General features: G+C 50.9%; 18 protein-coding genes. 2 read left to right on the top strand and 16 right to left on the bottom strand.

The annotated features are described in order from the left end of the window. Positions 1 to 195 precede the first annotated feature (195 nt). From VGN67_RS05845 to VGN67_RS05790, 12 genes are all read right to left on the bottom strand, one after another. A complete protein-coding gene (locus tag VGN67_RS05845; RefSeq protein ID WP_327485842.1) occupies positions 196 to 1,998 on the bottom strand; it encodes a RagB/SusD family nutrient uptake outer membrane protein in 1,803 nt (600 codons plus the stop codon). A 27-nt stretch (positions 1,999 to 2,025) separates the two neighbouring features. Beyond that, positions 2,026 to 5,598 carry a TonB-dependent receptor gene (locus VGN67_RS05840; protein ID WP_327485841.1) on the bottom strand — a complete coding sequence of 1,191 codons (3,573 nt, stop codon included), beginning with the start codon at positions 5,596 to 5,598 and terminating at the stop codon, positions 2,026 to 2,028. Positions 5,599 to 5,786: 188 nt separating this feature from the next. Continuing rightward, positions 5,787 to 6,830 (bottom strand): FecR family protein, encoded by a 1,044-nt coding sequence (locus VGN67_RS05835; protein WP_327485840.1) that lies wholly within the window; start codon positions 6,828 to 6,830, stop codon positions 5,787 to 5,789. 79 nt (positions 6,831 to 6,909) lie between these two features. Next, a complete protein-coding gene (locus VGN67_RS05830; RefSeq protein ID WP_327485839.1) occupies positions 6,910 to 7,497 on the bottom strand; it encodes an RNA polymerase sigma-70 factor in 588 nt (195 codons plus the stop codon). A gap of 155 nt (positions 7,498 to 7,652) precedes the next feature. Then, on the bottom strand, positions 7,653 to 8,189 hold the full coding sequence (locus tag VGN67_RS05825; protein WP_327485838.1) for a GrpB family protein: 537 nt from the start codon (positions 8,187 to 8,189) through the stop codon (positions 7,653 to 7,655). 246 nt (positions 8,190 to 8,435) lie between these two features. Further along, positions 8,436 to 9,029, bottom strand: a complete 594-nt coding sequence (locus VGN67_RS05820; protein WP_327485837.1) for a DUF3885 domain-containing protein — start codon at positions 9,027 to 9,029, stop codon at positions 8,436 to 8,438. A gap of 131 nt (positions 9,030 to 9,160) precedes the next feature. Further along, the gene (locus VGN67_RS05815) at positions 9,161 to 10,558 is read right to left on the bottom strand and encodes a BNR-4 repeat-containing protein (RefSeq protein ID WP_327485836.1); all 1,398 of its coding nucleotides are present in this window, start codon (positions 10,556 to 10,558) and stop codon (positions 9,161 to 9,163) included. A gap of 37 nt (positions 10,559 to 10,595) precedes the next feature. After that, positions 10,596 to 11,570 carry a sugar phosphate isomerase/epimerase family protein gene (locus tag VGN67_RS05810; RefSeq protein ID WP_327485835.1) on the bottom strand — a complete coding sequence of 325 codons (975 nt, stop codon included), beginning with the start codon at positions 11,568 to 11,570 and terminating at the stop codon, positions 10,596 to 10,598. A 157-nt stretch (positions 11,571 to 11,727) separates the two neighbouring features. Then, on the bottom strand, positions 11,728 to 13,248 hold the full coding sequence (locus VGN67_RS05805) for a RagB/SusD family nutrient uptake outer membrane protein (RefSeq protein ID WP_327485834.1): 1,521 nt from the start codon (positions 13,246 to 13,248) through the stop codon (positions 11,728 to 11,730). A gap of 26 nt (positions 13,249 to 13,274) precedes the next feature. Then, positions 13,275 to 16,586: a TonB-dependent receptor gene (locus VGN67_RS05800; RefSeq protein ID WP_327485833.1), complete on the bottom strand. Its 3,312-nt coding sequence runs from the start codon at positions 16,584 to 16,586 to the stop codon at positions 13,275 to 13,277. 255 nt (positions 16,587 to 16,841) lie between these two features. Further along, complete coding sequence (locus VGN67_RS05795; RefSeq protein ID WP_327485832.1) at positions 16,842 to 17,861, bottom strand: FecR family protein; 1,020 nt, start codon at positions 17,859 to 17,861, stop codon at positions 16,842 to 16,844. A gap of 99 nt (positions 17,862 to 17,960) precedes the next feature. Then, positions 17,961 to 18,551, bottom strand: a complete 591-nt coding sequence (locus tag VGN67_RS05790) for an RNA polymerase sigma factor (protein ID WP_327485831.1) — start codon at positions 18,549 to 18,551, stop codon at positions 17,961 to 17,963. A gap of 284 nt (positions 18,552 to 18,835) precedes the next feature. Between VGN67_RS05790 and VGN67_RS05785 the strand changes: the two genes are divergently transcribed. Then, the gene (locus tag VGN67_RS05785) at positions 18,836 to 19,879 is read left to right on the top strand and encodes a ferredoxin--NADP reductase (RefSeq protein WP_327485830.1); all 1,044 of its coding nucleotides are present in this window, start codon (positions 18,836 to 18,838) and stop codon (positions 19,877 to 19,879) included. A 222-nt stretch (positions 19,880 to 20,101) separates the two neighbouring features. On the opposite strand, the gene VGN67_RS05780 is transcribed toward VGN67_RS05785, so the two are convergent. Continuing rightward, positions 20,102 to 20,509 (bottom strand): carboxypeptidase-like regulatory domain-containing protein, encoded by a 408-nt coding sequence (locus VGN67_RS05780; RefSeq protein ID WP_327485829.1) that lies wholly within the window; start codon positions 20,507 to 20,509, stop codon positions 20,102 to 20,104. Between the two features lie 467 nt (positions 20,510 to 20,976). Between VGN67_RS05780 and VGN67_RS05775 the strand changes: the two genes are divergently transcribed. Next, on the top strand, positions 20,977 to 23,091 hold the full coding sequence (locus tag VGN67_RS05775) for an NHL repeat-containing protein (RefSeq protein ID WP_327485828.1): 2,115 nt from the start codon (positions 20,977 to 20,979) through the stop codon (positions 23,089 to 23,091). A gap of 75 nt (positions 23,092 to 23,166) precedes the next feature. On the opposite strand, the gene VGN67_RS05770 is transcribed toward VGN67_RS05775, so the two are convergent. From VGN67_RS05770 to VGN67_RS05760, 3 genes are all read right to left on the bottom strand, one after another. Then, positions 23,167 to 23,397 (bottom strand): DUF4926 domain-containing protein, encoded by a 231-nt coding sequence (locus tag VGN67_RS05770; protein WP_327485827.1) that lies wholly within the window; start codon positions 23,395 to 23,397, stop codon positions 23,167 to 23,169. Further along, positions 23,394 to 23,726: a DUF6883 domain-containing protein gene (locus VGN67_RS05765; protein WP_327485826.1), complete on the bottom strand. Its 333-nt coding sequence runs from the start codon at positions 23,724 to 23,726 to the stop codon at positions 23,394 to 23,396. The genes VGN67_RS05770 and VGN67_RS05765 overlap by 4 nt, the downstream gene beginning before the upstream one ends. A 488-nt stretch (positions 23,727 to 24,214) precedes the next feature. Next, the gene (locus VGN67_RS05760; protein WP_327485825.1) at positions 24,215 to 25,783 is read right to left on the bottom strand and encodes a beta-N-acetylhexosaminidase; all 1,569 of its coding nucleotides are present in this window, start codon (positions 25,781 to 25,783) and stop codon (positions 24,215 to 24,217) included. Positions 25,784 to 25,821 lie beyond the last annotated feature (38 nt).

The following is a 25,821-nucleotide window of genomic DNA, read 5'->3' as shown; positions in this document are numbered from 1 at the left end:
CAACAACGCTTCAAATCACCCCTCACACCCATCCAAACCCAAGATACTCCATTCTCCACTCCCTTCCATCAAACAAACCCCAATTTTTACCAAACGGAATTATCAGTAACCTTCCCTTACCTACACAAAAAAGTATGAACGGACCATCTGTGACGACAGTCCGTTCATGCTTTTAAAAATGACTAATACATCCTGCTACTGCCAGCCCGGATTCTGCCCCAGTTTGGGATTGGTCAGGAGGTGGGTTTCCGGAATGGGATAAAAATACTTCTTGTCATCAAACTTACGGGGAATATTGGTCAGCCAGGTAATTTCCCCTGAGGTACCATTGGTCAGTTTCTGCGCGGCTACGCCTACGTTGATGTAGGTAACTCCACTTACCTGACTGGCCGGCGTGGTGGTGAAAAAGAACACATCGGGCTTGCCATCCTCGTCCAGGTCAATCAGTTTATTGGCCTCGGGTACGTAAATGCCCCGCCACTCCATTTCAAACAGCTCCCCGCGCTTCCAGCGGATCAGGTCATAAAAGCGGAAGCCTTCCAGTGCCAGCTCAATGCCCCGTTCGCGGCGAATTTCCAGAATAACCGGGTTAGAGATGTTGGGGAAGTACACCGACTTAAGGTACGGATCAATAGTGGTAGGTAAGGTAGTAAGCCCACCCGTAATACCGGCCCGGCTGCGCAGGGCGCCAATGGTTTTGGCCCAGTCGTCGTTGGTAATGGTACCCAGTTCGGCTTTGGCTTCGGCGTAGTTGAGCAGTACCTCCGCGTAGCGGAATATGGACACCGCATTGGTACTGTTGTTTCCACCGTCAATGGTCACATCGTCCACGCTCCATTTAATGGGCTGGTAGCCGGTGTACGTATAGGTGAAGGCGGGGGGGGCCGCTACGCGGGTACCGCCGTTTACGCGGGTATAGCCGGGGGTCCGGATGGTCTGCTGAAGCCGCTTGTCACGTCCTTTGGTCTCTTCCTGGAACGTCTGGGTCTGGTAGTCGGCCTCACTGGTAAAGGGGGTACCGTCGATATTGAGGTACGTATGGATAAACGGACGGATAAAGCTGAACCGCGTACCCGTAGTAGACGAAGTAAAGTACCAGTTAGCCGCATGCCTTATGCCCAGACTGGCGCTGGACACCACGGCCAGCATGATTTCGGAAGCAACCGGTACGTCGCTGGTAAATAGCTGCCGGTAAGCCGCATCCGGGCCGCCGGTTGTATGGAGCCGAAACTTGCCGCTATCCATGATGGCTTTGGCGGCATTGGCCGACTCGGTTAACCAGGTGTTGGCTGTATTGGCCAGGCCTTTATCGGTATGGTACTTCCGGAATGTACCTTCAAATAAGGCCACCCGCGATTTCAACGCCAGGGCTATGTTTTTGGTAATCAGGGTCCGGGAGGCATCGTCCACCGTCCGGATGTTTTCAACGGCGAAGTTCAGGTCGGCCAGTACGTTATCCATGACCAGCGTACGCGGGTCACGCTCGGCATAAAGCTGAGGATCAGATACATCCAGGGGCTTGTCGATCCAGGGTACATTGCCGTAGCGTTTTACCTTTTCGAAGTAAAACCAGGCCCGGAAAAACCGCGCCAACCCATTGTAGTGCATCCGGGTGGCTTCGGGTACGTTGGGATTTACGTTATTGGCCAGAAAAAAATTAATATTCCGCAGGGCGCCCCAGCCCCAGTTGGAGTCACCCCCCAGGGCTACCATGTCATAGCCCGAGGCGGATGTATTGTCGCTGGTACGGGAGCTGTATACTCCTTCCCGCAGGAAATCGGGCGCGTTGCGGCGGGCCGAGTAGTCCGAGATGGCGTCGGCCTGGTGGATGTTGTTGGCGCTCGGCATCCACTCGTAAAAAGAGTTGGCGTAGAGCTGCAGGCCGTTTTCGCTGCCAAATACGGCCTGCTTGTTGGCGGTATGCTGGGGTACTTCTTCCAGGTCACAGCCGGTCAGCATCAAGCTGATAAGTAGTAGTCCTATATAATACTTCTTCATGTGTAGGTATATTTTAAAGATGGTACATCAAAATGTTACGGATAAACCAAGCGCAACACTTTTCAGCATCGGATAATTGTAGCCATCGCCGGCATTGCCACTAAACAGCTGATCGGAGGGCGCATTAGCGTTTTCAACGTCAATGTTGTCCACGATACGAAGCAGCGGCGACCAGGTCAGCAGGTTGTCGGACGACAGGTAAATACGCGCGCCTTTTACGAATTTAACCGGAGCTAGCAGGCTTTGCGGCAGGTTGTACCCTACCTGGAAGTTTTTCAGACGGACGTAGGCGGCATTCATGGTGTACTTGGTCTGACGGACCGTCAGGATACCACCGCTACGGTTGGCGAGCCGCGATACGTACCGGGGGAAAAACGAATCGGGATTTTCTTCGGACCAGATAATTCCTTCATTGAGGTGCCAGTTGGGAACGTCGCCGTAAGGACGGTTGTACTGCCCCCAGAAGGCGTTGGACTCGGTACTGGGGTACCAGTCCTGCTTGCCTACGCCCTGGAAGAAGGCTGAGAAGAAGAAGCCTTTCCAGTCGGCACCTAAGTTAACCCCAAAGGTATAGCGGGGAGCGGAGTTTCCGATGATGATCCGGTCGCCGGGATTATCCACGGTATTGTCGCCGGGGGTAATGCTGCCGTCACCGTTGAGGTCTTTTAGCTTGATATCACCGGGCAAGATCTCACCGCGGGCGGTGGATAGAAACAACCGCTGGTTGGCGTGCGCATCGATTTCCGCCTTGGTCTTAAAGAATCCGTCGTTCACGTAGCCCCACATTTCCCCTATTTTCATGCCTTCGTAGTAGTCATTCAGGAATTTATTGGGGTTATTATACCGCAGGATGGTAGACTGATTATCCGCCAGATTGAAGCCAATGCGGTAGTTGAAGGGGCCGGAACCGACGTTGAACTGGTCGCGCCAGGCCATAACCACTTCCCAGCCGGTGGTTTTCAGGTCGGCGTAGTTACCGCGGGGCGAGGTAGCGCCGAAGATGGCCGGTAGGGTAAGACCGATGGTGTACATATCCGTAGTTTTGCGGATGTAAGCGTCGGCGTTCAGCGTCAGTTTGCCCGACAGCATGGTCAGGTCCATCCCTACGTTGCTGGTAGTGGCCGTTTCCCAGGTAAGGCCGTCGGGAAGAACAGACGGCAGACGGGTGCGCTGGGGCAGAATGCCGTTCAGGATGCGGCCCATCTGTCCGATCGAGAAGGTTTCCTGGAAAGCATACGAGCCGATGTTACCATTACCGAGCGAGCCGTAGGAGCCTCTGAACTTCAGGTCGGTAACAATCCGGTCCGACACGGGCCAGAACTCCTCCTGCGACAGGCGCCATCCTACCGATATGGAGGGGAAGAAGCCGAACCGCTCGTTTTCAGGAAACTTGGAGGAGCCATCGTAGCGGCCGTTGAACTCAATGAGGTACTTATCATTGAATATGTAGTTCAGGCGCGAGAAACCTCCCAGAATTTTCCAGGCTTCGTAGTTACCGGAGGTAGAGATAGCCTGCCCCAGAGCCAGGTTGATATTGGTAGCATCTTCAAAAATAAGTCCGTTGCGTTGTACTTCCAGGCGGTTGTAGGTCGACTGCTCGTAGTTGGTACCGACCATGGCCTTGAAGTAGTGCTTGTTCACCGTTTTCTCGTACTCAGCGTACAGGTTAGAGGCCATGTACCGGGTGCGGTTGTGGTACTCGGTGAGGTCGTTGTACTGGTTACCCACGTACTCGATCACCCCCGGCGACCGGCTGAATGGTACTTGTACGCGCCTTCTGTTCTCATCATTGTAGATATTCTGAAACGTAAAGTTCCCAATGACCCGAAGCGAATTATTCAAAAATTTGGATTCAAAACCGGTGGTGTTCCGGATAATGCTCCGCTCGGTATCCTGACCGTTTTTGCCGTAGTAAAAATCCCCAACCGTAAAGGCACCGGAGTGGGTAATGGTGCCGTCGGGGTTGAGCATGGGTGATAGCACGTGTCCTTCATCCCCGATATTCCGCCAGATACCGCCACCCTCGCCCACGTTGATGGGAGTATGGTAAAAGCGGTTGGAGTAGTCGACGTTGTTGTTTACTTCCAGCCAGGGAAACAGCTTAATGGCGCCTTTGGCCCGGAGGTTATACACCCGGAAGTCATCGGAGTTGTACCGGAACAACCCATCCTGCCCGTTGTAGCGCCCGGTAATCATGAAGTTGGCCTTGTCGGTACTTCTGGATAACGACAGGTTATGCTCCTGAAATTTCAGCCGGTCTTTATAGAGCAGGTTGAACCAGTCGGTATTTTCGTAGTACACATACCGACCGTCCGGACCCACCTCCGTTTTGGGCAGGCTGGGGTCTTTAGACCGGCGCTCTAGCTCGGCCAGGTATTCCTGCGAGAAGTTCAGCGTCTTGTTTACGTTCTGCGGATAAGTATTCTCCCAATTGAAAAAAGACGTATTGTACATGCTGGCCCAGGTAAAGCCATCGGTGAGGTAGTTGGGAAGTACCGTAGGCTGCTTGGTGCCGAAATTAGCGTTGTAGGTAACCGAAAAAGCATCCTTGGCGGGTAGTTTGGTGGTGATAAGTACTACCCCAAACGCACCCCTTGCACCGTAAACTGCCGCCGAGGCGGCATCTTTCAGTACCGTTACGGACTCAATGTCGTTGGGGTTCAGCATTGAGGGGTCGCCTTCTACACCATCAATCAGGATAAGGGCGCTTCCGCCCTGACCGATGGAGGTAGTACCCCTTACGTTGATGGTAGGTGACTGGGTAGGCCGACCGTCGAGCATCCGGATATTGACGTTGGGCAGTACCCCCTGCAAGCCCTGGTTGAGGTTGGTCAGCGGACGGTTGTCAAATACTTCACCCGATACCTGATCCACGGCTCCGGTCAGGTTTACTTTCTTTTGGGTACCATAGCCTACTACTACTACCTCCTGCAGGGCTTTTATGTCGGCCTGAAGCGTAATGTCGATCTGGGAGCGGTTACCCACTGTCACCTCCTGGGGCAGGTACCCCACAAAACTGAACACCAGCACCGACTGAACATCGGGTACTACCAGTTCGTAGGCACCGTTGCCGTCGGTAGTCGTACCCCGGCTGGTACCTTTTACTACTACACTTACCCCCGGCAGCGGCTCGCTGTTGTCGGCGGCAAGTACCTGTCCGCGGATCGTTACATCTTTGGGGGCGTTCCAGTTAAGAAGCCGTTCTTCCAGATCAGGCAGTACGGAGGTGGTCTTCAACTTCTGCCGTGACAGTACAATCTGATCGTTGATGACCCGGTAGCTGATCCCGCGTGGAACCAGGATCTGATCCAGAATAGTAGAAACCTTCTCGTTTTTAGCATCAATGGTGATTCGGTCATCCAGCGAAATCCGGCTGCTGTACACAAATTTAGCCTGAACTTTTTCCTGAATCTGCCCCAGGGCTTCTTTCAGGGGCACGTTAGTCAGTTGAATTGTCATATCCTTGCTCAGGATAGACTGGGCGGTACTTTCCCGGGCGTAGGTAACGCTGGCAAGCAGGGCGGCCAATAGCCATTGCAGCAGTCCGAAGCGCATAATCTTTCGCCAGTTGATCGGCTTGTTACGTAGTAATTTTTTCATAAATTTGATTGTCTGATGGTTAGCTCTGTTGGACAATGAGTACCTGCACCCTCACGGTGGCACGTGAAATTGTGTACAAGTACTGATAAACAAGGATAATCGGGGGTGGTGGCACACTCCCGGTTTTTTTGTTTCTAGGGTGGTATTTCGCAATAGGTAATCATGGCTTAGGCAGGGGTTAAAGGTGGTCATTCACAAGGTTCTCCTTCTATCATTATGGTTTTGCCGGACATGGTATAGGTGGCATCTAACGTGGCGCACAGCATTTCAAGGATAGCCGGAAGGGGCTGTTGTTCAAAGTCGGCCGTTAGCCTACAGGTGTTCATGTCAGGATTGACCAGATGTACCCGTACATCGTAGCGTTGGCTCAGTTGCTCAATGGCCTGTTTTAGCGGGGTACTTTCAAAGGTGACGGTTACGGGTTCGTAGATTTCTTTTTTAGGTTCAGCGGGTATGGTATTGGAGGTCAGGCGTCTGGTCCTGGTTTCAAAAAGCGCCTGTTGCTTGGGCGCCAGCACTACCTTTTGGGAGGCGGCATCATTGGCCGGAGTACTGACAGCCACACTACCCGATACCACCGAAACTTCGTAGATCAGCTGCTTGGGAGGGGCTTTTACGTTGAAGCGCGTGCCAAGTACCTCTACCCGCATATCACCACTCTGAATAGTGAAAGGCCGTTTTTTGTCGGATTTTACATCAAAGAAACCTTCCCCTTCAAATGTCACCAGGCGGCGTTCTTCGGCAAAAGACCGGGGATAGGTAATGGAGGCCTCAGCGTGCATCCATACCGTACTGCCGTCTGGTAGCTGGTGCATGACCATTCGGGGTTCTTCATTGACAAACCTGACTATTCCGGTTGAAGGCAATGATTCTTTTGGCGGCTGCTGTACTTCGGCCGTTACTACGTCCGACGCTCTCTGGCCTGTATACGCAAACCATAAGCCAGCCACCACAACAACCGAAGCGGCGGCTCCCAGCCACCAGCCCAGGGACCGGACCCGATGCGTGGCCGGTAGAGCAGGTACCGGCTGGACAGGGGCAAGTTGCTCCCTTATTCGCCGAAGTGTTTCTGTTTTGATATGGTTTCTTTCCTGTACCGGAAGGGTTTCCAGGTAGTCAGGAATTCCTTTCAGGGAGGCATACCATTCTTCAACCGCCTCTTTTTCCTGATCGGTGCATTCGTTATTAAGGTACTTCTGTAATAAATCAGAGGAAATGGGGGGCTTGTTCATGCCAATTTTTCCGTACGTAAGGTTAGTTACTCCTTAAGTCGCACGAAAAGTCCGGTACCCTTAGTTGAAATAGAAAAATTTACAGAAATAGTTGAAATGCAATAAGACAGTAAGGCAGATGCTCCCTAAGGTGTACCCTCAGAATGCGTAAGGCTTTGGTAATGTGCTGCTCTACGGTTTTTTCGGAAATACCCAGCTCACGGGCGATTTCACGATTGGGAAGTCCCTGCCGACTCAGTACAAATACCTCCCGACACTTGCCGGGCAGCAAATTCAGCCCCTTTTCGTAGTGCTGCTGCAGGTCGTCGGTCAGCGCTTTCTGGTCGCACTGGTCGGAGGTAAAAGGGAGAAGGGTACCCCACTGCTGGTAATGGCGCTGACGCGTAAACTCCTTCCGGTAGTGGCTGATAATAAGGTTTTTGGCAACGGAGAATACATAGGGACGACAGGCCTGGATAGAAGCGTGGTGGCGCTGCTGCCACAGGCTGACAAACAACTCCTGCACAATTTCCTGCGCCACAAACTGGTCACTTACTTTTTCGTAGGCGTAGTTGAATAGCAGCCGGAAGTACCGGTTGTACAATTCGCCAAAAGCCAGCTCGTCATCATGCTGTTGCATGAGGTCAAGCAGATCTTCATCCGAATACGTCACGTAGCGTCCACTCATCTGACAAAGAGTTAATTTCACGGAGCTACTGCTGAATACCAGCGCAACTATCCCTACTAAGCCGGGGCGGCGTGTTTTTTACTTGTTTTGTGTTTGGCTTGGGTTTGGGGGGGAAGGGGGCCAGGGGTTTGTTTTGTATTACGGGGCAACGAAGCTTAGTTGTTATGCGTTTGTTTTTCTTCTTCTATCATTAAGTCGATAAAATCATTGGCAAACAGTTCTTTCAAAGCAGCATATTCTTTTCTGTCCTGATTAGCTTTCTCAGCTAATTCATATTTCATTTGCTGATATTCTATCCTGGCCCAATCATTTCTTCTCAAAAAATTTCGAGATAAAATGTGTCTTTCCAATGCTTTACTGCCAACTGGACAAACATAAAGATGATGCTTTATTGTGTCCAAAACTTCATTAGTCCATTTTCCATTTCTTTTAAACACCTCCCGGTTCTGGATTCCCTGGTTTCCATTATGATCATACCCTATTCTTTCAAGCCCCGTTTTTATTTTTTCGAAGTCTATTTGATTGGAATAAACAATATCAACGTCAATTATCGGTTTTGAATCCAAATTGGGTACCGAAGTACTTCCAACGTGTTCAATACTATATTCAATGCCGTCAAAGACGATTTCTATTTCACGTTTTATATCCGAAAAATCTTTAATCCAAGTGGATGTATATGCTTTTAGTAGCATTCTATTTTCTAAAATGAGTGTTTTTAGCGTATTTTATCGCGCTCGTCCCGATTTGTAATCGGGATGCTGTCTCCCCGCGTTTGCAACGGCTGCGGCCGACCGCGCGAATACCCTCATGCATGGCTCGCGTTAAAAAACGCAAAATGGATGCAACCCCGATTACAAATCGGGGTTAGCGGGGGAATTATTTCCTTCAGCCGCCATAACGCCAATGTAGTGTTGGCAGTAGTTGTTTCTGTTTCACTCTTAAAATCCATCTTCTCGTTCTGATAACCAATGTCTATATTTATTTTTATAACTCTCTTTTGTCAAACAATCTTTCAGCATAAAGTCAATGCCCCCGTCATAAGGTGCAACAATTACATTTTTGTCAAACGATATGAAGAATGCTCTTGCATTGTCTTTTGCAATTTCTCTCAAAAGTTTGTCGTGATAGTTTGGTTTCCAAATAGTCAGTGCAAATGCTGGTCTGTAAATGTCAGGCTCGTCATATTGTTCAGCGTCAATTTTATTCAACTCAATGTTGTCAAGCCGTAAAAATGAAAAAGGTTTAAATATTTCTTCTTCCTGTGTTATATGAGTTTGACTGTTGTCGCCCCAATTATATTCACCTGTCACAATTAGAATTGGTGTTTCATGTCCAAACAAGTCTGTAATAATTTCGTTTTGTCTTGAAAGAAGAATTTGCCATTCGTTTTCATCTTCTGCATATCGCTTTGATTCAGGCAAACTATGAATTCTAAACCACCTGTCAGAATATTCGTGTTTGAACAGATACGCAATCGGTACAGTCTCTGGGTAATTTAAATTCCATAATTTCTGAAAATCTTGTTTTGTCATCGTGTCTCGTAACAATTACTGCCAACTCTCAGATATACGCAAGTTTTGCAGTACTTTTTGTATTTATTTGTACTTTTAAAATATATACTAGCACTTTTTGTGCTGTACTTTCCACAGAAACTCTCCCAACCTCACTTCCTCCGCACCGGCTTCTCTGCTTCCTGCGTCATGGTATACGGCAATTCCCATACCTGACCCTGACTATCACCAAAGTACAGCTGCGACGGGCTGAACTTACCCGGATCGCCGTCGGCCCAAAAGTAGTAGAAAGGGTCGCGGCCGTTCACTACCTTCCGGATGTAGTTGTGGTTGCGGGGGCTGTTTTTTGTGAGCTGTTTGGTGCGCGTCCAGGTTTTGCCTTTGTTGGTACTTTTCCAAAGTACTACTTCGCCACCACCACCCCAGGGCTGAGGCGTGTTTTCGGTGGGGGCTACCACCATCCACTCGTTATCCTTCACAAACAGGCTACCGGTGTCGTAGTTATGGTCGGAGGTGGCAATGGGGTAGTTTTCCCAGGCGGAGCCGTTCCAGTAAATGACCGCCCACTGCCGCAGGCCATTCTTAGGCCCGGGCTGATGACCAGGACCCGACAGGTACAGGGCAATCGGGTTGCCTTTTTCGTCAAAATTGACATCTTTGATGTACACATTCTGTCCCTGACTGAAAAACTCTTTCACCAGGACCGGCGAAGCCACATCCGTGACCGGAATAGTGACTTCCTTCCCGTCGACGGTGGTCCAGGTCTGGCCGAAGTCGGTGGTCTGGAGGTAGTAGATATTGGTGCGCTGGTCTACGTCACCGTTGGGGTGCCAGTTAAAGAAGAAAACTATCTTTTCGCCGTGCTGACCGCTGATTTGGTAGTGACCGCTGTTTTTGTCCTCAGGTCGCTTCATGCCCGCCAGTTTCCGGTCTTCGGTCCAGGTAACCCCGTCGGGGCTGGTTTCAAAGTACAACTCCCGCACGCCCGTGTATTTGGTAAACAGGTTAAGGAAGCCCTTGCCCGGGATGTACTTCGGCTGGGGATAGGTCATCGTCTCCTCGGTAATCTGGTCAAAGCCTTCGGTGCTGTACGGCTTTTGACTGCGGTACTTGAAGCCCGGGCGGCTGGTGTTGCGGCCACTCACAAATACCCACAGGTACCCGTCGCTATCCATACTTAGGCTGGGGTTGTCGTGCGGGTCTTCGACTCCTTTTTTATCGTACACTACCGTAGGGCGGGCTACTGTACCCGAGGCATGGTCGTAGCTGCCAATCATGCAGAGCAGGTACTTGTCGTCGGGGCCGGTGGTACCTCCGTACACAAAGAAGGTTTTGTTCACGGTCGGGGCATAAATAGCCAGCGGAATATGCTTGGCCGTGTAGGTACCCAGTCCGCCCGAGTACTTATCGCCGTATTCGGAGAACTGCCCCAGCGTAAACCAGATCCCTTTGTAGCCGTCTACCTTCTGGTTGTTTCGGGTAGGTTGGTTTTGGGCAATGACCGTAAAGCCTGACAAGAGTAAGGCACATCCAAGTAATAGCGATTTCATAGTTAGCATAGAAGAGGATAAAACTATATGGTACTTGTTATACCTGCGTCCACAGTTCTTTTAGTTTATTCAGATCCCGTTTCATGGCGTCATAAATTACCTGCCTGTCTACCGTAGGCGTACGTGAGCCGTGTTCGGCACCGCCCAGGCCGTACTCATAGTGCATCGAGATGGGTACCTGTACGTTGTACTGCTTCAGGAGGCCGAAGTAAGTTTTAAAATCTACCATACCTTCTCCCAGCGGTACATTTTTCACGGCCCACTTTCCGTTCTGATTGGCCCATACAAAATCTTTTATTGCTAATATCTTAATATGCGGGTGCAGGAGCCGTAGCCCGTTTTCCCACGACAGGCCGCCTTCTACGGTAGCGTGCCGGATGTCGTACTGTACGCCCATGTGGTCGGGGTTGGCACCTTGCAGCAGCTGCCATATTTCCCAGGTCGAAGCCCCCACCAGTTTACCGGCGTGGTTCTGGTAGCTACCGATGAGGCCCAGTTGCTTGTTGAGCTGGCTCAGGGCCGTGACCTGCTGCTTGTACTGCCGGAGGGTGTCGGGCAAGGCTTCTTTTTCTTTGTACTTGTACCAGTTCATCCGGTAGTACTTAATGCCTTGCTCAGCGGCGGTTTTTAACAGTACTTCGTCCGTGCCCTTGGCGTCCTCCACGGCGGTGGTCATCATCAGGGGCTGGATACCGGCTTTTTTTATTGCCTCTACTGCTTTTGGTAAGTCGGTTTTGACGCGTTCGGGTAGTACGTGTCCGCCGGGCCTTACGGTCAGGTCCACGCCGTCAAAACCAATTTCAGCGGCTTTCTCCGCCATTTCTTTATAATCCAGAAACTGTAAGTGCTTGGAAAAAATCAATACGGGAGGTAGCGCAGCCTGCGGTTGGGCGGCTACCGGATCCATTGTCAAAAAAGGAAGGGTGCCGGTCGTTACCGCGCCGGTCGTTACCGCGCCGGTCGCTACCGCGGCTTTCTGGATAAAATCGCGACGACTGAGGTTATCTTGCATAGCTTGAAAAGCGTTTAAGCACTTGGTAAGGTAAAGTTCAGAGTACCGGATCTATACCTGATTCACAAAAAATCAAATCCGGAGTAAAAGAAAATGGTCCTGCTATCTATGACGATAGAGTCAGGACCATTCACTGAATGACTACTAAAAATTAAGATTAATAGCCGGGATTTTGCGGGCCCAGGTTCGGATTGACCTGAAGCTCTACGCGGGGAAGGGGCATCAGGTAGTCACGGTTGGGGTCGAAGTTAGGGTGCGGCTCCAGGGAGTTAGGTCCTTTAAAGACCTGCTCACCCAGCTTCCGGCGCTTGATGTCGTACCAGCGCTTGTACTCAAAGGCCAGCTCGAGGCGTCGTTCTTCCAGTACCAGGTTGATAAAAGCTTCCTTGCTCATACCGGGGGCTACGGCTTCGGGGAAGTTGGTCTGCCGACCCGCCCAGTTGCGGGCCCGGGCCCGTACCTGATTCACGTATCCAACGGCTTCGGCATTGGCACCACTTACTTCGCCCAGGGCTTCGGCCGCGATAAGAAGTACTTCGGCGTAACGCATGGCGGCGTAGTTGTGATCCGAGTAGCGCCCTTCGGCGTTGGAGTTACCAGCGTAGCGCGAGTACTTGGCAATGTGAGGCCGTTTTGTATTCGGGAATACGGTATAGGGCTGAAGTTTGCCTCCAATCAAAAGTGAGTCCTCCATGCTTACTTCCTTACGATAATCGCGCGAGTCCCAGGTATTGTACACGGCCATGGATGGTACCGCTACGCTCCAGCCGCTCCGGGGAGCATCTCCGCCGCGTACACCGGTCATGGGTGGCATAATATCGTCGTTGGCACCACCGGAGCCGCTTTGTAAACCCAGGAAGTCAATGGCAAATACATGCTCCCGGAGATTAGCGGGCTGAGGCGCTCTGAAAAGGGTCTGGAAGTCATCCACCAGGCCGTAACCAAAGCGGTCCTTGTTGTCAATGACAAATTTAGCTTCGTTATAGGCCTTCTGGTAGTCAGCCAGCGTGAGGTGTACTGACGCCAGGTAGGAGGCTGCGGTACCCTTGGTAGCCCGGCTTCGTACGTCAGAGGGCTGCTTATCAGGAAGCCACTGCTTGCCATATTCCAGGTCAGCAATGATATTCTGATAGATAGTGGCCGCGGGAGTCTTGGCGATATCTTTGACCAGATTAGGGTCAGAAATAAAGCGGTCGAGGTAGGGTACATCGCCAAACACCTGTACCAGGTGATAATAGCTGAACGCCCGGATAAAGCGTGCCTCGGCTATGAGTGGATTGATCTCATTCTCGGGTAGATTCAGGGACTCAGCCCCGGCAATGGCCGCATTGGCGGCGCTGATTACCTGATACCAGTAAGGCCAGAACACGTTCACCATGTTGTTATTGTCATCCATGTTGAAGTCGTTGACCTGCTGGCGTTCGGCCGGTGTACCCCGGTCGCCGATGTCGGCCATATCGCCCCGCAGGAGCAGGGCGGTCACAAACTGTCGGCCGTACAGGCGCTCGGTGGCCATCCAGCCGTAGGCACCAAAAATGGCGGTCCGGACATCCTGGGATGTCCTGAACAGCGACTCCGGGGCCAGGATTCCAACGGGTCTTTCTTCCAGGTCGGCGCAGCCCAGCAGCAGCAGTCCGGTCAGCGTCAGAAGGGTAAATTTATTTAAGAAACGTTTCATCGTTTAAATGCTTTTAGTTGTGATTATTAAAAACCAATGTTCAGACCAATGGTATACGACTTGGCGTTGGGGTAGCTGCCGTAGTCCAGACCCAGGTTCCGGTTGCTGTTGGTAGCACCTTCAGAGGCATAGTTTACCTCCGGATCGTAGCCTTCGTATTGGGTCAGCGTCAGGATATTCTGAGCGCTGGCATAAACACGGAGCTTGGTCATTCCCAGCTTCCGGGTTACCGAAGCCGGCAGGTTGTACCCCACCGCCAGGTTTTTCAGACGTACGTAGCTACCATCGTAGATCCAGCGGGTCGATACCCGGCGGGTACGACCGGCAAATGCCCGGGGTACGTCGGTGTTGGTATTGGTGGGTGTCCAACGGTTCAGAGCGGCGGTGGTAGCGTTGTTAATACCCGACAGCAGGTTCAGCTCCATGAGCGTGTAGCTCAGGATGTCGTTGCCCTGCGAACCCTGGAAAAACAGGTTCAGGTCAAAGCCTTTCCAGCTGAATTCATTATTCAGACCCCAGATAAAATCTGGATTGGGGTTGCCAATGATAGTACGGTCATTGCTATTGAGCGTTCCGTCCCCGTTAGTATCCCTGAACTTCTCACCTCCGGCGGCCTGTTCAAAACCGCCGCCCGGCAGAAACCCATCACCTTGCTGATATACGCCTTCATAGGTCCAGCCAAAGAAGCTACCTACGGGGTACCCCTCCCGCAGGATGTGGGTATTGCCCAGTCCCACCAGGTGGCCGGGAGCAGCCGAGTACTGTAGCTCGGTACCACCGGGTAGCCGGAGTACTTTGTTGCGGTTCAGCGAAAAGTTGATATCGGTATTCCACTTAAGGGCACCCGTTGTATTTCTGGTGTTGACCGTCAATTCAAAACCCTTATTTTCTACCGAGCCAATATTCTGAAGCTGCGTGGCGTAGCCCGAGTACTGCGGGAGCTGTACGCTGAAGAGCAGGTCGCGCGTAACCATGCGGTAGTAGTCCAGTACCAGGTTAATCCGGTTGTTGAACAAGCTGATATCGGCCCCTACGTCAAATTGTGCGGTAGTTTCCCAGGTAAGGTCGTCGTTGGCCACGGTGGTAGGCCGTACGGCGTTAACGGGTACGCCGTCAATAATGGTGAATACGTTGGAAAACCGGGCCAGGGTCTGGTAAGGCTCAATGGCCTGGTTACCGGTCAGGCCGTAGCTGACGCGCCACTTCCACTGGCTGATGGCTTCGAAGTTTTGCATAAAAGGCTCGTTGGACATTTTCCAGGCAAAGGCACCCGACGGGAAGGTAGCCCACTTGTGGTTCCGGCTAAAGTTAGACGAACCGTCGCGGCGGATATTGGCTGTGAACAGGTAGCGGTCGAGCAACGAGTAGTTGATCCGGCCGTAGTAGGAGCCAAGCTGCCACTCGGTCAGGCCCGAGGTGGGGCTTTGCCAGACCGAGGAGCCCCCCAGGTTCCAGTACGACACGGCATCGGTTATGAACGACTGTCCGGTACCACCCCAGTTTTCGCTGGATGAAGTCTGGTAGGAGTAGCCTCCCATCACCGAGAAGTCATGAATGTCGCCAATGGTGCGACTGTAAGTCAGGTAGTTTTCGTTCAGGAGCTGCGTGCTCTTTGACCCGTTGACCGAAGCCCGGCCACCCACAATACGCCCTTCATTCAGGGAAGTAGGCGCAAAGTACCCGAAGCGGCCGCTGTTGGTCGTAGCGCCCAGGGTAGTGCGGAACTTCAGCCCTTCGAGAATATCGTATTCCGCAAACAGGTTACCCTGGATGCGGTCGCTGAGCTGTTCGTTTTTCAGTTCAGTAGCTACCGCGTAGGGGTTATCGTGGGGGTCATTCAAACGCGCTACGGTAAAACGCCCGGTTTGCGGATCACGAATGGGCTGGTCGGGCTCAAATTTAAAAGCTGAGGCCACAACGCCCGGAGTCAGACCACCGGAGCCTTCCTGTGTAAAGGCCTGCTCTTTCTCGTTACGCTGCGCAAAAAGGTTAAGGCCAATCCGGAGCCGGTTGCTGGCTTTTACTTCCACATTGCTCGTAATTGAAAACCGCTTGAACCCGGAGTTCAGGATGATACCCGTCTGGTCATACAGCGCTCCGGACAGGTAGTAGTTGACGGCATCGCTACCGCCTGAGATAGACAGCTGGTGGTTCTGGATACCCCCGGTCCGGAAAATCTCGTCCTGCCAGTCGGTGTTAGCACCCGCCGACACGTAGTTAGGACGGGCTTCCTTGATATAGGCACCAAACTGTTCCGCGTTCAGCAAATCCAGCCGGTTTATTTCGTTCTGAGCGGAAAAAGAAGTGTTAAAGTCAATGCGGGGCTTGCCTGACTTACCTCGTTTGGTGGTAATCATAATGACCCCGTTGGCCCCCCGTGAACCGTAAATAGCCGTAGCCGACGCATCTTTCAGTACTTCCAGCGACTCAATGTCTTCCGGAGGCGGAATGGCCCCACCCACAAAGCCGTCTACTACATAAATAGGGTCACTGCTGGCGTTGATGGAGGTACCTCCGCGTATACGTACTTTGAAGTTAGCACCGGGCTCACCGTTGTTGGCCTGAATCTGCACCCCGGCCGCGCGGCCCTGCAGGGCCTGCACCGTACCCAGGGCCGGATAAGCCGTTAGTTCTTCCGAACCTACCGACGACACCGAACCGGTCAGGTCACTTTTCTTTACGGTACCGTAGCCTACGACCACTACCTCATTCAGGGCTTTCACATCCGCCTCAAGCCGTACATTGACCTGCTGGCGGTTGCCCACGGTAACTTCCTGAGACAAGTACCCCACAAAGCTGAATACCAGCACCGAGCTGGGGCCGGGTACCGTTAGCTGGTAGTTACCCGAGGCATCGGTAGTAGTACCCTGGCTGGTTCCTTTCACCACTACGCTTACACCGGGCAGCGGCTCGGTGTTATCCGCCCCGGTTACGGTACCTCTGATGGCCACTTCCAGTGGCATTACCCGCTCCGGCAGTCGGTTGTCAAGCAGGGCGGGAGTAGCTATGGACAGTTTTTTAGACTTCGACAGCAAGATCTGATTGTTAACAACCCGGTAGTCTATTTTCAGCGGAATCAGCAGCTTGTCAAGAACGGACGAGAGGGGTTCCCGCTGGGCCGTTACAGCTACTGGTTGCGAGAGCCGAATCAGGTCACGGCTGTACGCAAAACGCACCTGAGCGCTGCTTTCAATCCGGTCGAGCGCTTCGCTGAGTGTCACGTTGGACACCTTAAGCGTTACGTCGCGGTTCAGAAGTTCCTGGGCCGGCGATGTGTGTGCGTACGACATAGCCGACAGAAAACCTATACACAGCAGTTGGAAAAAAGTTACTCGCATAAGTGTGAACAGGATTCCGTGTTTGGAATGCAAATGTTTCTTCATACTTTTAGTATAGAATGGTTAAAGTTAGAAATAGTAATCCCCTATTACGCTGGTCGGCGCTGGTACGGGAAGCTTTCGGTTAGCTATTCAATCATCAGGGGTGGTTCCAGCACTCCTGATGATTGAATAGCTACCGTCGGCCAATAAACAGGTACTTGGTACTTCGGTTATTTAGTCATTCAAACAGGGTTGATTTAGTTGAATTCTGCATTAGCTGGCACAGCCTTCACCGGACAGAAAAATAGTTTCTCCTTCCATTTCGTAGGTAGTACCCAATAACGTATTAATCATTTCCAGTATTTCAGGTAACCGCTGGTTATTAAAGTCTACTTTTAACCGGCACCGGCTTAGCTGTACATTGGTCAGTTCTATCTTTACTTTAAAGGTTTTCTGCAGGCGGGCCACTACTTCCGTCAGGGGCGTATCGTCAAAAGTCAGCGATACGGGCTGCCAGGCCTCTTTTTTAAACTCTTTTTCGGCAATGGTACTGAGGGTCAGCCTGCTGGTATGGCTCGTAAAAGTAGCCTGCTGGTTGGGCTTCAGTACCAGGGGTTCGGTTTGGTGCGCAGCCGGGGCCGTTGACCTTACCGCTACACTTCCCGTCACCACCGATACGTGGTAGGTAGGGTCGTTTTCGTAGGCTTTTACGTTAAAGCTCGTACCCAGTACCTGCGTCTGGAGCTGGCCGCTGTAAATAACAAACGGGTGGAGGGTATCGCGGACTACGTCAAAAAATCCTTCTCCCACAAAACGCACCTCGCGGCGGGCGGCGGCAAACGCAGGCGGGTGCGACACACGCGCTCCCGGATGGAGCCATACCACGCTGCGGTCGGGCAGGGAGTACCGCACCACCTTTTTCTGGTCATTCCGGTAGTCTACCCAAGCCTCGTTTTGCTCAACGAGGGTAGGTACTGAGCCGGAGCGGGAGACTTTCTGGCTCAGCAGGTACAAAAACCCCAGCGCTACCAGCACTGCCGCCGCGGCTCCACTGGCCACCGCCCACCAGCGGCGGAGGGGCCGTATAAGGGCGGGAGCCCGGTTATCTTCTTCTTCGCGGATTCGCGAACGAATCCGTTGCTGAAGCGCATCCGCGCTAAACGAATAGGGCGTAACCTCCGTTTGTTGGTCAAGACTGCGGTACCATTCATCCACCTTCCGGCGCTCCTGCTCGCTGCACTCATCGGCGAGGTACCTTTTGAGCAAATCAGCAGGTAAAGGATTCCTTTCCATTGTTTTGTTTAAAAATACCTCAGTTTAGTACCGCTTTACTATACAGTCAGTAGTTTTAAAGAAAATCCCTTAGTCCGGAAAGAAAAATTTTTAAAAAAATTAAACGAGGGAGAAGAAGGTGCTGATAATGAGTATAGTAGCAATGTAGTCTTTCATCTCAACGCGGAGGATACGGAGGGCTTTGCTGATGTGGGCTTCCGCGGTTTTGTCGGAAATATTATGAAGCTGCGCTATTTCCTTCAGGCTGTAGCCTTTTCGGCTCAGGACAAATACCTGTCGGCATTTTTCGGGTAGTTTCTGTAGCGACTGCTCGTAGAAGTCATTCAGGATATTGTACTGAATCTGCTCGCTCGTGTTTTCATCGGTGATCCATTTGGCTTCGTCCAGCGACCGGGGGTGTTTGGCCTGTTCCTGGTAGTAGTAGGTAACTACGTAGTTCCGCAGCATGCCGTGCAGGTAGGCTGGTAGCGACTTCTGAATGGTACATTTGTGCCGGTTTATCCAGAATTTGACAAACAGCTCCTGCACCAGGTCTTCGGCTACGGCCGAGTCACCGGTTTTGCGTACCGCCGTTTGCATAAGCTGGTGAACATACCGGTGGTACAACTCATCAAAGGCCAGCTCGTCGTCATGCCGGCGCATGAGTTCAAGTAGGTCTTCATCCGAATATTTCACGTAGCGTTCACTCACCTGTTCCTGCGTTTAAGCTTTCTTTCCCACTAGCTACTGCCAATCCGATCATCGGTTCCGGTAGTTTGAGCTTTTACAATATTATAAACAAAGTTTTAAAGGCTATAATTTTACCTGTAAATTACCCGGAGAACCAAGTGCCACGGCCGGATGAATTCACTCCAAGCAGGTACCTAACAGGTACTGCCCGTCAGGAAAATCCATTGCGGCGGATGGTACTTCTTAAATCAATTCTGGTGCTAAATTGTTAGGAAAATAAACGGTAAAGGCTGAAAAGATTTGTAATGCAGGAAAATACGCTGACACTACGGGTAACCCAGGTTGTTTCTGAAACCTTCGACGCTAAAACGTACGTACTTGAAGCAACCGACGGTCAACCTGTTCAGTACCAGGCCGGACAGTTCCTGACGTTTTTGCTGGACTACCGGGGGCAGCCGGTGCGCCGCTCGTACTCGATGCATACGGCTCCGGGGGTAGATCCGCTACCGGCGGTTACCGTAAAGCGTATGACCAACGGCAGCATCTCGCGCTACTGGCTGGATACGGTTAAGGAAGGCGACCTGCTGAAAGCCCTGCCACCCGCCGGGCGTTTTACTCTGGAGGCCTCTGGACAACCGCGCGATATAGTCCTGATTGCTGCCGGAAGTGGTATTACTCCCCTGTTTGCCCTCCTGAAACAAACCCTGAGTACCGAGCCTGAAAGCCAGGTGACGCTGCTCTACGCCAGCCGCCGCGAAAGCGAGACCATTTTTTACGAACAGCTTGACCAGTGGCAGCGCCACTTTCCCGGACGCCTGCGGGTGCTACACGTCCTGAGCCAGCCTACCGACGATTGGACCGGCCAACGGGGGCGGCTGAATAATTTCCGGATAGAAAAATGGGTAGGTACCTCGTTGCGATTCGCTCCGGAGCGGGCGAGCTTTTTTCTGTGCGGACCCTTTGAGCTGATGCGGACGGCGGAGATTACGCTGCTGTTTATGGGATTCGGTAAGGAACAGATCCGGAAGGAGAACTTTACCATAGATGCGCCGCCCGTACCGCCGCGGCAGTCGCAGCCGCACCGGGTACGAATCCGGTTTGGGGAGCAGGAGCAGGAGCTGAACGTACCCGCCTATACTACCGTGCTGCAGGCAGCTCTCAACGCGGGTATTCCGCTGCCCTACAGCTGTAAAGGCGGGCGCTGCTCGGCCTGCGCGGTCTTGTGCCGGAGTGGCACCCTGTACATGAGTATTAACGACGTACTTACCGAGCGCGATCTGGAGCAAGGCTGGGTACTTACCTGCACCGCCTACCTCAACGACGACGGGGTACGGATAGAGGTGATCTAGAATTCTGAATTCGTGAAGGCTAAGTTATGAATTGTACGAAGGAGTGTTTTTCTTTAAAACATTATCGAAATTTTGGTGGATGCCGGCTCCAATGGGGCGGACGGTCGCTGCCGCATCAAACCAGTAGAAAAAGGGTCCTTTTAGGGTCAACATTTTCTAGGACGTATCAAAGTGTCAACTAAAATCAGGATGAGACAGTGTAGTAGTATGAATATATATATTTCAGTTTTTTATTATTTGAAAGTTATATATCAATTTTTTACCATAATCCTCACTAGGTACCCTTGTTGGTGCCGTAACTTTTTCATACCTCCCATTTATTCCCTGTTTGATAAGAAGATTTACTTCGGGGAAAACTCGTACTTCATGGGTACCCCTTGGTACAACATAGGAAAGACGATAGGTGCCATCTTTATCTGTTTTCGTTCTTTCTTCAAAAGTAGGAATTGGCGAGAAGCCCTTCACTTTGAATCCGTAGAGGTGAATACTCACCCCTTCTAAGGGCATTTCATTTTCATCTACTATCTTTCCTGTCGCTACGGTGGGGGTGGAAGGGAAGTTATTCTGACAGGCAATCAAAATGCCCGCAGGCAAAGCTTTAAGTAATTTTAATATTTGTCGTCTTTTCATTGAAGAGCTTCTTTTAGAGATGTCAACTGTTGAGTCTACGTTTGGAATGGATGTTCAGGTAAGTTAATTTATTGCTATTGTAAGGCAAGCTATTCTTCCAAAATGTTATCCAACGGTACCTCTTACATCTGTTTAGCTCCTAATAGCCGGACGGAAAGAAGCCTTACTTATAGAAATGGACCGTTAGATAAATAAATAGGTTTTATTCTACACTTTTGCTTGCAACTTACTCTTTTATGTAGAAATAGCTACTATCTTACCTGCACAGAGGAGGCCAAACATCCGCTTCCAGGGAAGCAGCCATAGGCGTCTCAGCCGTTACTGGAAGGCTATTGTGCAGGATGGCTTTATGTATCTGGGATAATAGGCTTTATTCCGAACGCATAATATTCACTGCCGACCTATATTGTTTGAGAAAGTAGTACCTATGGCTTTTCTTTACCTTAGTATTCTCATTACCCTTCTTTATGAAACAATCAGTAACTATCATTTTAGCGATTACTATTTTTTTAGTGGTCGCTTGTCGGCAAAAACCAGTAACTCCTGATAGAACAGTAGAAGTTGAAAACCCCATTATCACTTTTGCAGGAGAACGTACAGGCGATGGGGCCCCGGCTACTCAAGGTAGGTTTAATAATCCAAACGGCTTAGCGGTAGATGCGGCCGGAAATATATATGTCGCTGACACTGGCAATAATCGCATCAGGAAAGTTACTCCTAACGGGAATATAAGTACCATAGCGGGCAATGGAACGGCGGGATTTAGTGGCGATGGGGGAGTAGCCACTAACGCCAGCTTGAATTCTCCTACTGGCGTCACAGTAGATGCGGCCGGGAATATCTACATTGCTGATGGTGGTAATCATCGAGTACGTAAAGTGGCTACCAACGGAGTAATCTCTACCATAGCGGGTAATGGAACACCAGGATTTAGTGGTGACGGTGGAGTAGCCAACCGGGCCAGCCTGAACAACCCTTTCTGCGTAGTGGTGGATAAAGCGGGTAATCTTTATATCGCAGATAAGGATAACCATCGAATCCGGAAGGTAAGCGTCCGTGAGAATAAGATAAGTACCATGGCCGGTACTGGGACAGCGGGACACAATGGGGATGGTAAGGCCGCTACGAGTGCTCATCTAAACATGCCTGCCGGGGTAGCCGTGGACGCATCGGGGAATATCTACATTGCTGATAGTGGAAACCATCGCATACGCAAAGTGGCTACCAATGGAGTAATCTCTACAATAGCTGGTAATGGAACATTAGGCTATAATGGTGATGCTATGCCGGCCACCAATGCAAGGCTGAATTCTCCTATCGCAGTGGCCGTGGATGCAAAGGGTAACATCTTTATTGCCGATCATTGGAGCTTTCGGGTTCGCAAGGTAGATGGCAAAGATGGTAACATCAGTACAATTACTGGAAATGGTAACGATCGATTTGGTGGGGATGGCGGAGTTGCTTCCAATGCTAGCATATCGTTACCTTCGGGAGTAGCCATTGATGCAGCTGGAAGCCTATTGATTACGGATAAGGGCAACTTACGTATCCGAAAAGTAAGTATAACTGATGGTACTATAAGAACTGTAGCTGGCAGTGGCAATCCTGGCTTCTGTGGGGACGGTGGAACGGCAGTAAGCGCCTGTTTTTCTAATCCGACTGGTATAACAGTAGATAAAAAAGGAAATGTATACCTGGTAGACCAGGGTAATCAACGTGTTCGTATGATTACTCCCAAGGGTGTTGTTAGTACTGTAGCTGGAAATGGAAAGGACGGATTTACTGGCGACGGTGAGCCAGCTACCAGTGCCAGCCTGAGGTATCCAACGGAGGTAACCGTGGATGCGGCTGGCAATATTTACATTTCTGATAGTAATACGAACCGTATTCGTAAGGTAAACGCCACGAGCGGTATAATCAGTACGGTGGCAGGTAACGGTTTGTATGGTTACAGCGGTGACGGTGGACCTGCTACCAGTGCCAGTATACATCATCCTTCCGGCTTGGCATTTGATGCAAGAGGAAATCTTTATATAGCTGAATATTGGAGTCACTGCGTTCGGAAGGTTACACCGGATGGTATCATAAGTACGGTAGCAGGAACCGGATCAGAAGGGTTCAGTGGTGACGGCAGCAGCGCTACTCGGGCACAGCTTAAAAACCCCACTGACGTAGCAGTAGACGGTTCGGGTAATATCTATATTAGTGACCGCGGCAACCACCGAATCCGTAAGGTTTCCACAGAAGGGTCTATAAGTACGGTGGCTGGTAATGGCGCAGGTGGATTTAGCGGCGATCAAGGGGCGGCCACCGATGCCAGCCTTAATGGGCCTACGGGTGTAGCTGTTGATGACAAAGGCAATATTTATATAACTGAGATAGGTAATAATCGAATCCGAAGAGTGAATGCCGGTGATGGTATTATCAATACGGTGGCCGGTAATGGCAAAGCCGGTTCAAGTGGTGACTACGGACCTGCCACCCTTGCCAGTCTGAATCGTCCGACCAGTATAGCTATTGATCAAGCTGGTTATGTATACATTGTCGATCAATGGAATCACCGTATACGTAGGTTCAAGTAATTATATTTGTCTAGTTGGTAGTTGCCACCCTTACTTTATAAAAAGGGTCGTTTTTTTAGGACGTGACAATTGAAATTAAGCCGCGTTTAACTCCCTAACATGAAGAATTTCCCTATTTGTTGCCGAGCGTACTTGCCTGCTCTCTAACGTCTCCACAGCTACGGTATCGCCATTCAAAGCAAAGAACTCTACTTCATAGCCTTCCCCCTCATTATATATTTCAACCACTATGCCAACATCCCCCTTTCTTAACTCGGTACCGGGTATGTCCTCAGTCAGAATAACTCTTTCGAACTCTTTTATCATAACGGTAAAGGATAAGCGGTTATCAATTTTGGTTGCTTCGAACTAGTAGTCATTATCCATACTGTCCGCAGGTTAAAGCGGAAAGAATCTAACCCTTCTACTTGCCCCTCTATAATATATTTGGTGCCAAACTTCGTTTGCTCCGTTTTCGCTACCTGATGCACCTGGGCATGGTTTATTAAAAACGCTCTAAACTCAGCAATGTTATCTAGCCTAAATCCCGCTTTCAAAAATAAACTAGCTTTGCTTCTGCCGTCCGGATGCTCCAAATTGAGCAGATAACCGGTTATTTTAGTATCTTCTACAAGGGCGTTTTCTCGACTTGGCATATACATGTACGAAATGTAGGCCAGTAGCAGGTAAAAAACAAATGAGCTTACTGTATAGGTTTCCCTTCATCCAGCATAAAGTAAAGTTGTTTCCTCTCTATTTTAGTTTAAACAACTATTTTTCAGTACCTCTTATGGATCCTATCTCCGATAAATAGCTCTTCATGAATGTTATAGCATATGTTTGATCTGGACTGCCCTGTTATGTAACAAAAGGGTAGTTAGAATAAACAAACCCCGGAGAGGTGACACCAGTAGAAAACGTTTTGAATATATATCTTTACAAGCTTACTCACCGATCAATAAATAGCCCCAGCTACCGCCGCCACGGCACCTTTGAAAATCCTTCGTACACTACTGATGCTGAGTTATGAATTGTTTCCGAAGCAGCGCTTTATCCTTCTTCAATAAAAAATCAGAGCCCCGGGAGCAGGTGCAGCCGGGGCTTTTGATACAAGTCGATTATATTCAGAATTCACAAATTCCTGCTATTCGCTCCACTCCACCCGTTTTGAGGGATAGTAGTTAATGTCCATCGCTTTCAGGCGCGGGCCGTGGTTGCCCAGGCGGGTGCGGTACTCACTCCATTGGCGCGACGCCGCCGGTGACCAGCCGATTTCGGCGATGCCCGGTAGTCGTGGAAAAGCCATATACTCGAGTTCTTCCATGTTGGTAATGGTTTCGGTCCATAGGGGGGCCTCTACACCCAGGATATTTTGGCGGGAAACGCCGGGTACCATGGTAGCGGGGTCCCAGATATAGGCGCTGTCCACCTCAATGTAGGCGGCCCAGTGCAGCCCGAGTTTGGTAGTGGAGTCATATTGCATGTCGAGGTAAGCGCGTGTAGCCGGCGACATAAGTACCTTCGCGCCCTGGTCGGCGGCCGATTTGGCGTACTCGGCTTTGGCCCAGAACTGCGCTACCGAGCTGGGCTTCAGGCTGGCGTTGGTTACCTCATCCCAGCCGATCATCCGCTTGCCGTGCGACTGTATAATATCCTGTACCCGGTTAATAAAGGGGATATAATCCTTCATGGGCGTGACGTGCGATTCGTCACCCCCGGCATGAATAAAAGGACCGGGCGTCATGGCCGCTAGTTCGCGAACCACGTCGTCAATAAACTTGTAGGTAATTTCACTACTGGTACATAGGGTGCTGAAGCCTACTTCGATGCCCGTGTACAACTCCCGGGCTTTGTTGTCACAGTTAAGTTCGGGGTAGGAGGCCAGGGCCGCGTTGGTGTGGCCGGGCATATCTATCTCGGGTATTATCGTCACGTAGCGGTCCTGCGCGTACCTGACCAGCTCCTTGTATTGTTCCTGGGTGTAAAACCCCCCTTTGCCTCCGCCTACCTGCGTAGTGCTACCGTGGGTAGTCAGCTTAGGCCACGACTTTATTTCGATGCGCCAGCCCTGGTCATCGGCCAGGTGCAGGTGCAACGCATTCATTTTATAAGCCGATATTAGATCAATGTATCGCTTTACATCCTCCACACTAAAAAAATGGCGGGCTACGTCCAGCATGGCACCGCGGTACTCATAGGTAGGGTAGTCGCGGATAGTACCGGTGGGTATTTTCCAGGAGCCCCGCTGTTTATCATTCATTTCAATGGCAGCGGGCAGTGCTTGCCGGAGCGTCTGGATACCCCGGAAGAGTCCCGCGGGCTTGTTAGCAGTGAGCCTTACGCCTTCTCTGGTTACCGATAACACGTACCCCTCTTCACCCAGTTCGGCCTCGTTGCCCGTTGTAGCCAGATAGATGTTACCCGCTGCGGGTTCTCCACTGGCCGTCTTTATTTCTAATCCCAGCCCCGTCGCCGGATTTAGCTTATCGGCCAGGTACTGACCGATCTTTTTTACTTCTTCGGAGCCTCCTTGTACGTAGATGTCGGTATCAGTGGTCAATTCAAATACGCTGTCGGTAGCGGTGACCGACACGGGCATGGGAATCAGGCTCTGTTCCGAAAGGCGGGCCGGATCAGGGGTACTGCACGAAAAAGTGGTGGCGACTACCGCCAGTACCACCAGGGGTTTTAAGATTTGTACTTTATGAAACATACCTGATTGAAGTATATAATTATTGTGAAATAATAAGA

It is taken from the genome of Telluribacter sp., from assembly GCF_035998675.1.
Classification (GTDB): domain Bacteria; phylum Bacteroidota; class Bacteroidia; order Cytophagales; family Spirosomataceae; genus Telluribacter.
The sequence above is the reverse complement of the archived record's forward strand: the minus strand, read 5'-3'. Positions and strand labels throughout refer to the sequence as shown.

Excerpts from the sequence above, each read along its gene's own strand:
- VGN67_RS05845 (WP_327485842.1), bottom strand. The coding sequence starts at position 1,998 with ATGAAGAAGTATTATATAGGACTACTACTTATCAGCTTGATGCTGACC.
- VGN67_RS05840 (WP_327485841.1), bottom strand. The coding sequence starts at position 5,598 with ATGAAAAAATTACTACGTAACAAGCCGATCAACTGGCGAAAGATTATG.
- VGN67_RS05835 (WP_327485840.1), bottom strand. The coding sequence starts at position 6,830 with ATGAACAAGCCCCCCATTTCCTCTGATTTATTACAGAAGTACCTTAAT.
- VGN67_RS05830 (WP_327485839.1), bottom strand. The coding sequence starts at position 7,497 with ATGAGTGGACGCTACGTGACGTATTCGGATGAAGATCTGCTTGACCTC.
- VGN67_RS05825 (WP_327485838.1), bottom strand. The coding sequence starts at position 8,189 with ATGCTACTAAAAGCATATACATCCACTTGGATTAAAGATTTTTCGGAT.
- VGN67_RS05820 (WP_327485837.1), bottom strand. The coding sequence starts at position 9,029 with ATGACAAAACAAGATTTTCAGAAATTATGGAATTTAAATTACCCAGAG.
- VGN67_RS05815 (WP_327485836.1), bottom strand. The coding sequence starts at position 10,558 with ATGAAATCGCTATTACTTGGATGTGCCTTACTCTTGTCAGGCTTTACG.
- VGN67_RS05810 (WP_327485835.1), bottom strand. The coding sequence starts at position 11,570 with ATGCAAGATAACCTCAGTCGTCGCGATTTTATCCAGAAAGCCGCGGTA.
- VGN67_RS05805 (WP_327485834.1), bottom strand. The coding sequence starts at position 13,248 with ATGAAACGTTTCTTAAATAAATTTACCCTTCTGACGCTGACCGGACTG.
- VGN67_RS05800 (WP_327485833.1), bottom strand. The coding sequence starts at position 16,586 with ATGCGAGTAACTTTTTTCCAACTGCTGTGTATAGGTTTTCTGTCGGCT.
- VGN67_RS05795 (WP_327485832.1), bottom strand. The coding sequence starts at position 17,861 with ATGGAAAGGAATCCTTTACCTGCTGATTTGCTCAAAAGGTACCTCGCC.
- VGN67_RS05785 (WP_327485830.1), top strand. The coding sequence starts at position 18,836 with ATGCAGGAAAATACGCTGACACTACGGGTAACCCAGGTTGTTTCTGAA.
- VGN67_RS05780 (WP_327485829.1), bottom strand. The coding sequence starts at position 20,509 with ATGAAAAGACGACAAATATTAAAATTACTTAAAGCTTTGCCTGCGGGC.
- VGN67_RS05775 (WP_327485828.1), top strand. The coding sequence starts at position 20,977 with ATGAAACAATCAGTAACTATCATTTTAGCGATTACTATTTTTTTAGTG.
- VGN67_RS05770 (WP_327485827.1), bottom strand. The coding sequence starts at position 23,397 with ATGATAAAAGAGTTCGAAAGAGTTATTCTGACTGAGGACATACCCGGT.
- VGN67_RS05765 (WP_327485826.1), bottom strand. The coding sequence starts at position 23,726 with ATGCCAAGTCGAGAAAACGCCCTTGTAGAAGATACTAAAATAACCGGT.
- VGN67_RS05760 (WP_327485825.1), bottom strand. The coding sequence starts at position 25,783 with ATGTTTCATAAAGTACAAATCTTAAAACCCCTGGTGGTACTGGCGGTA.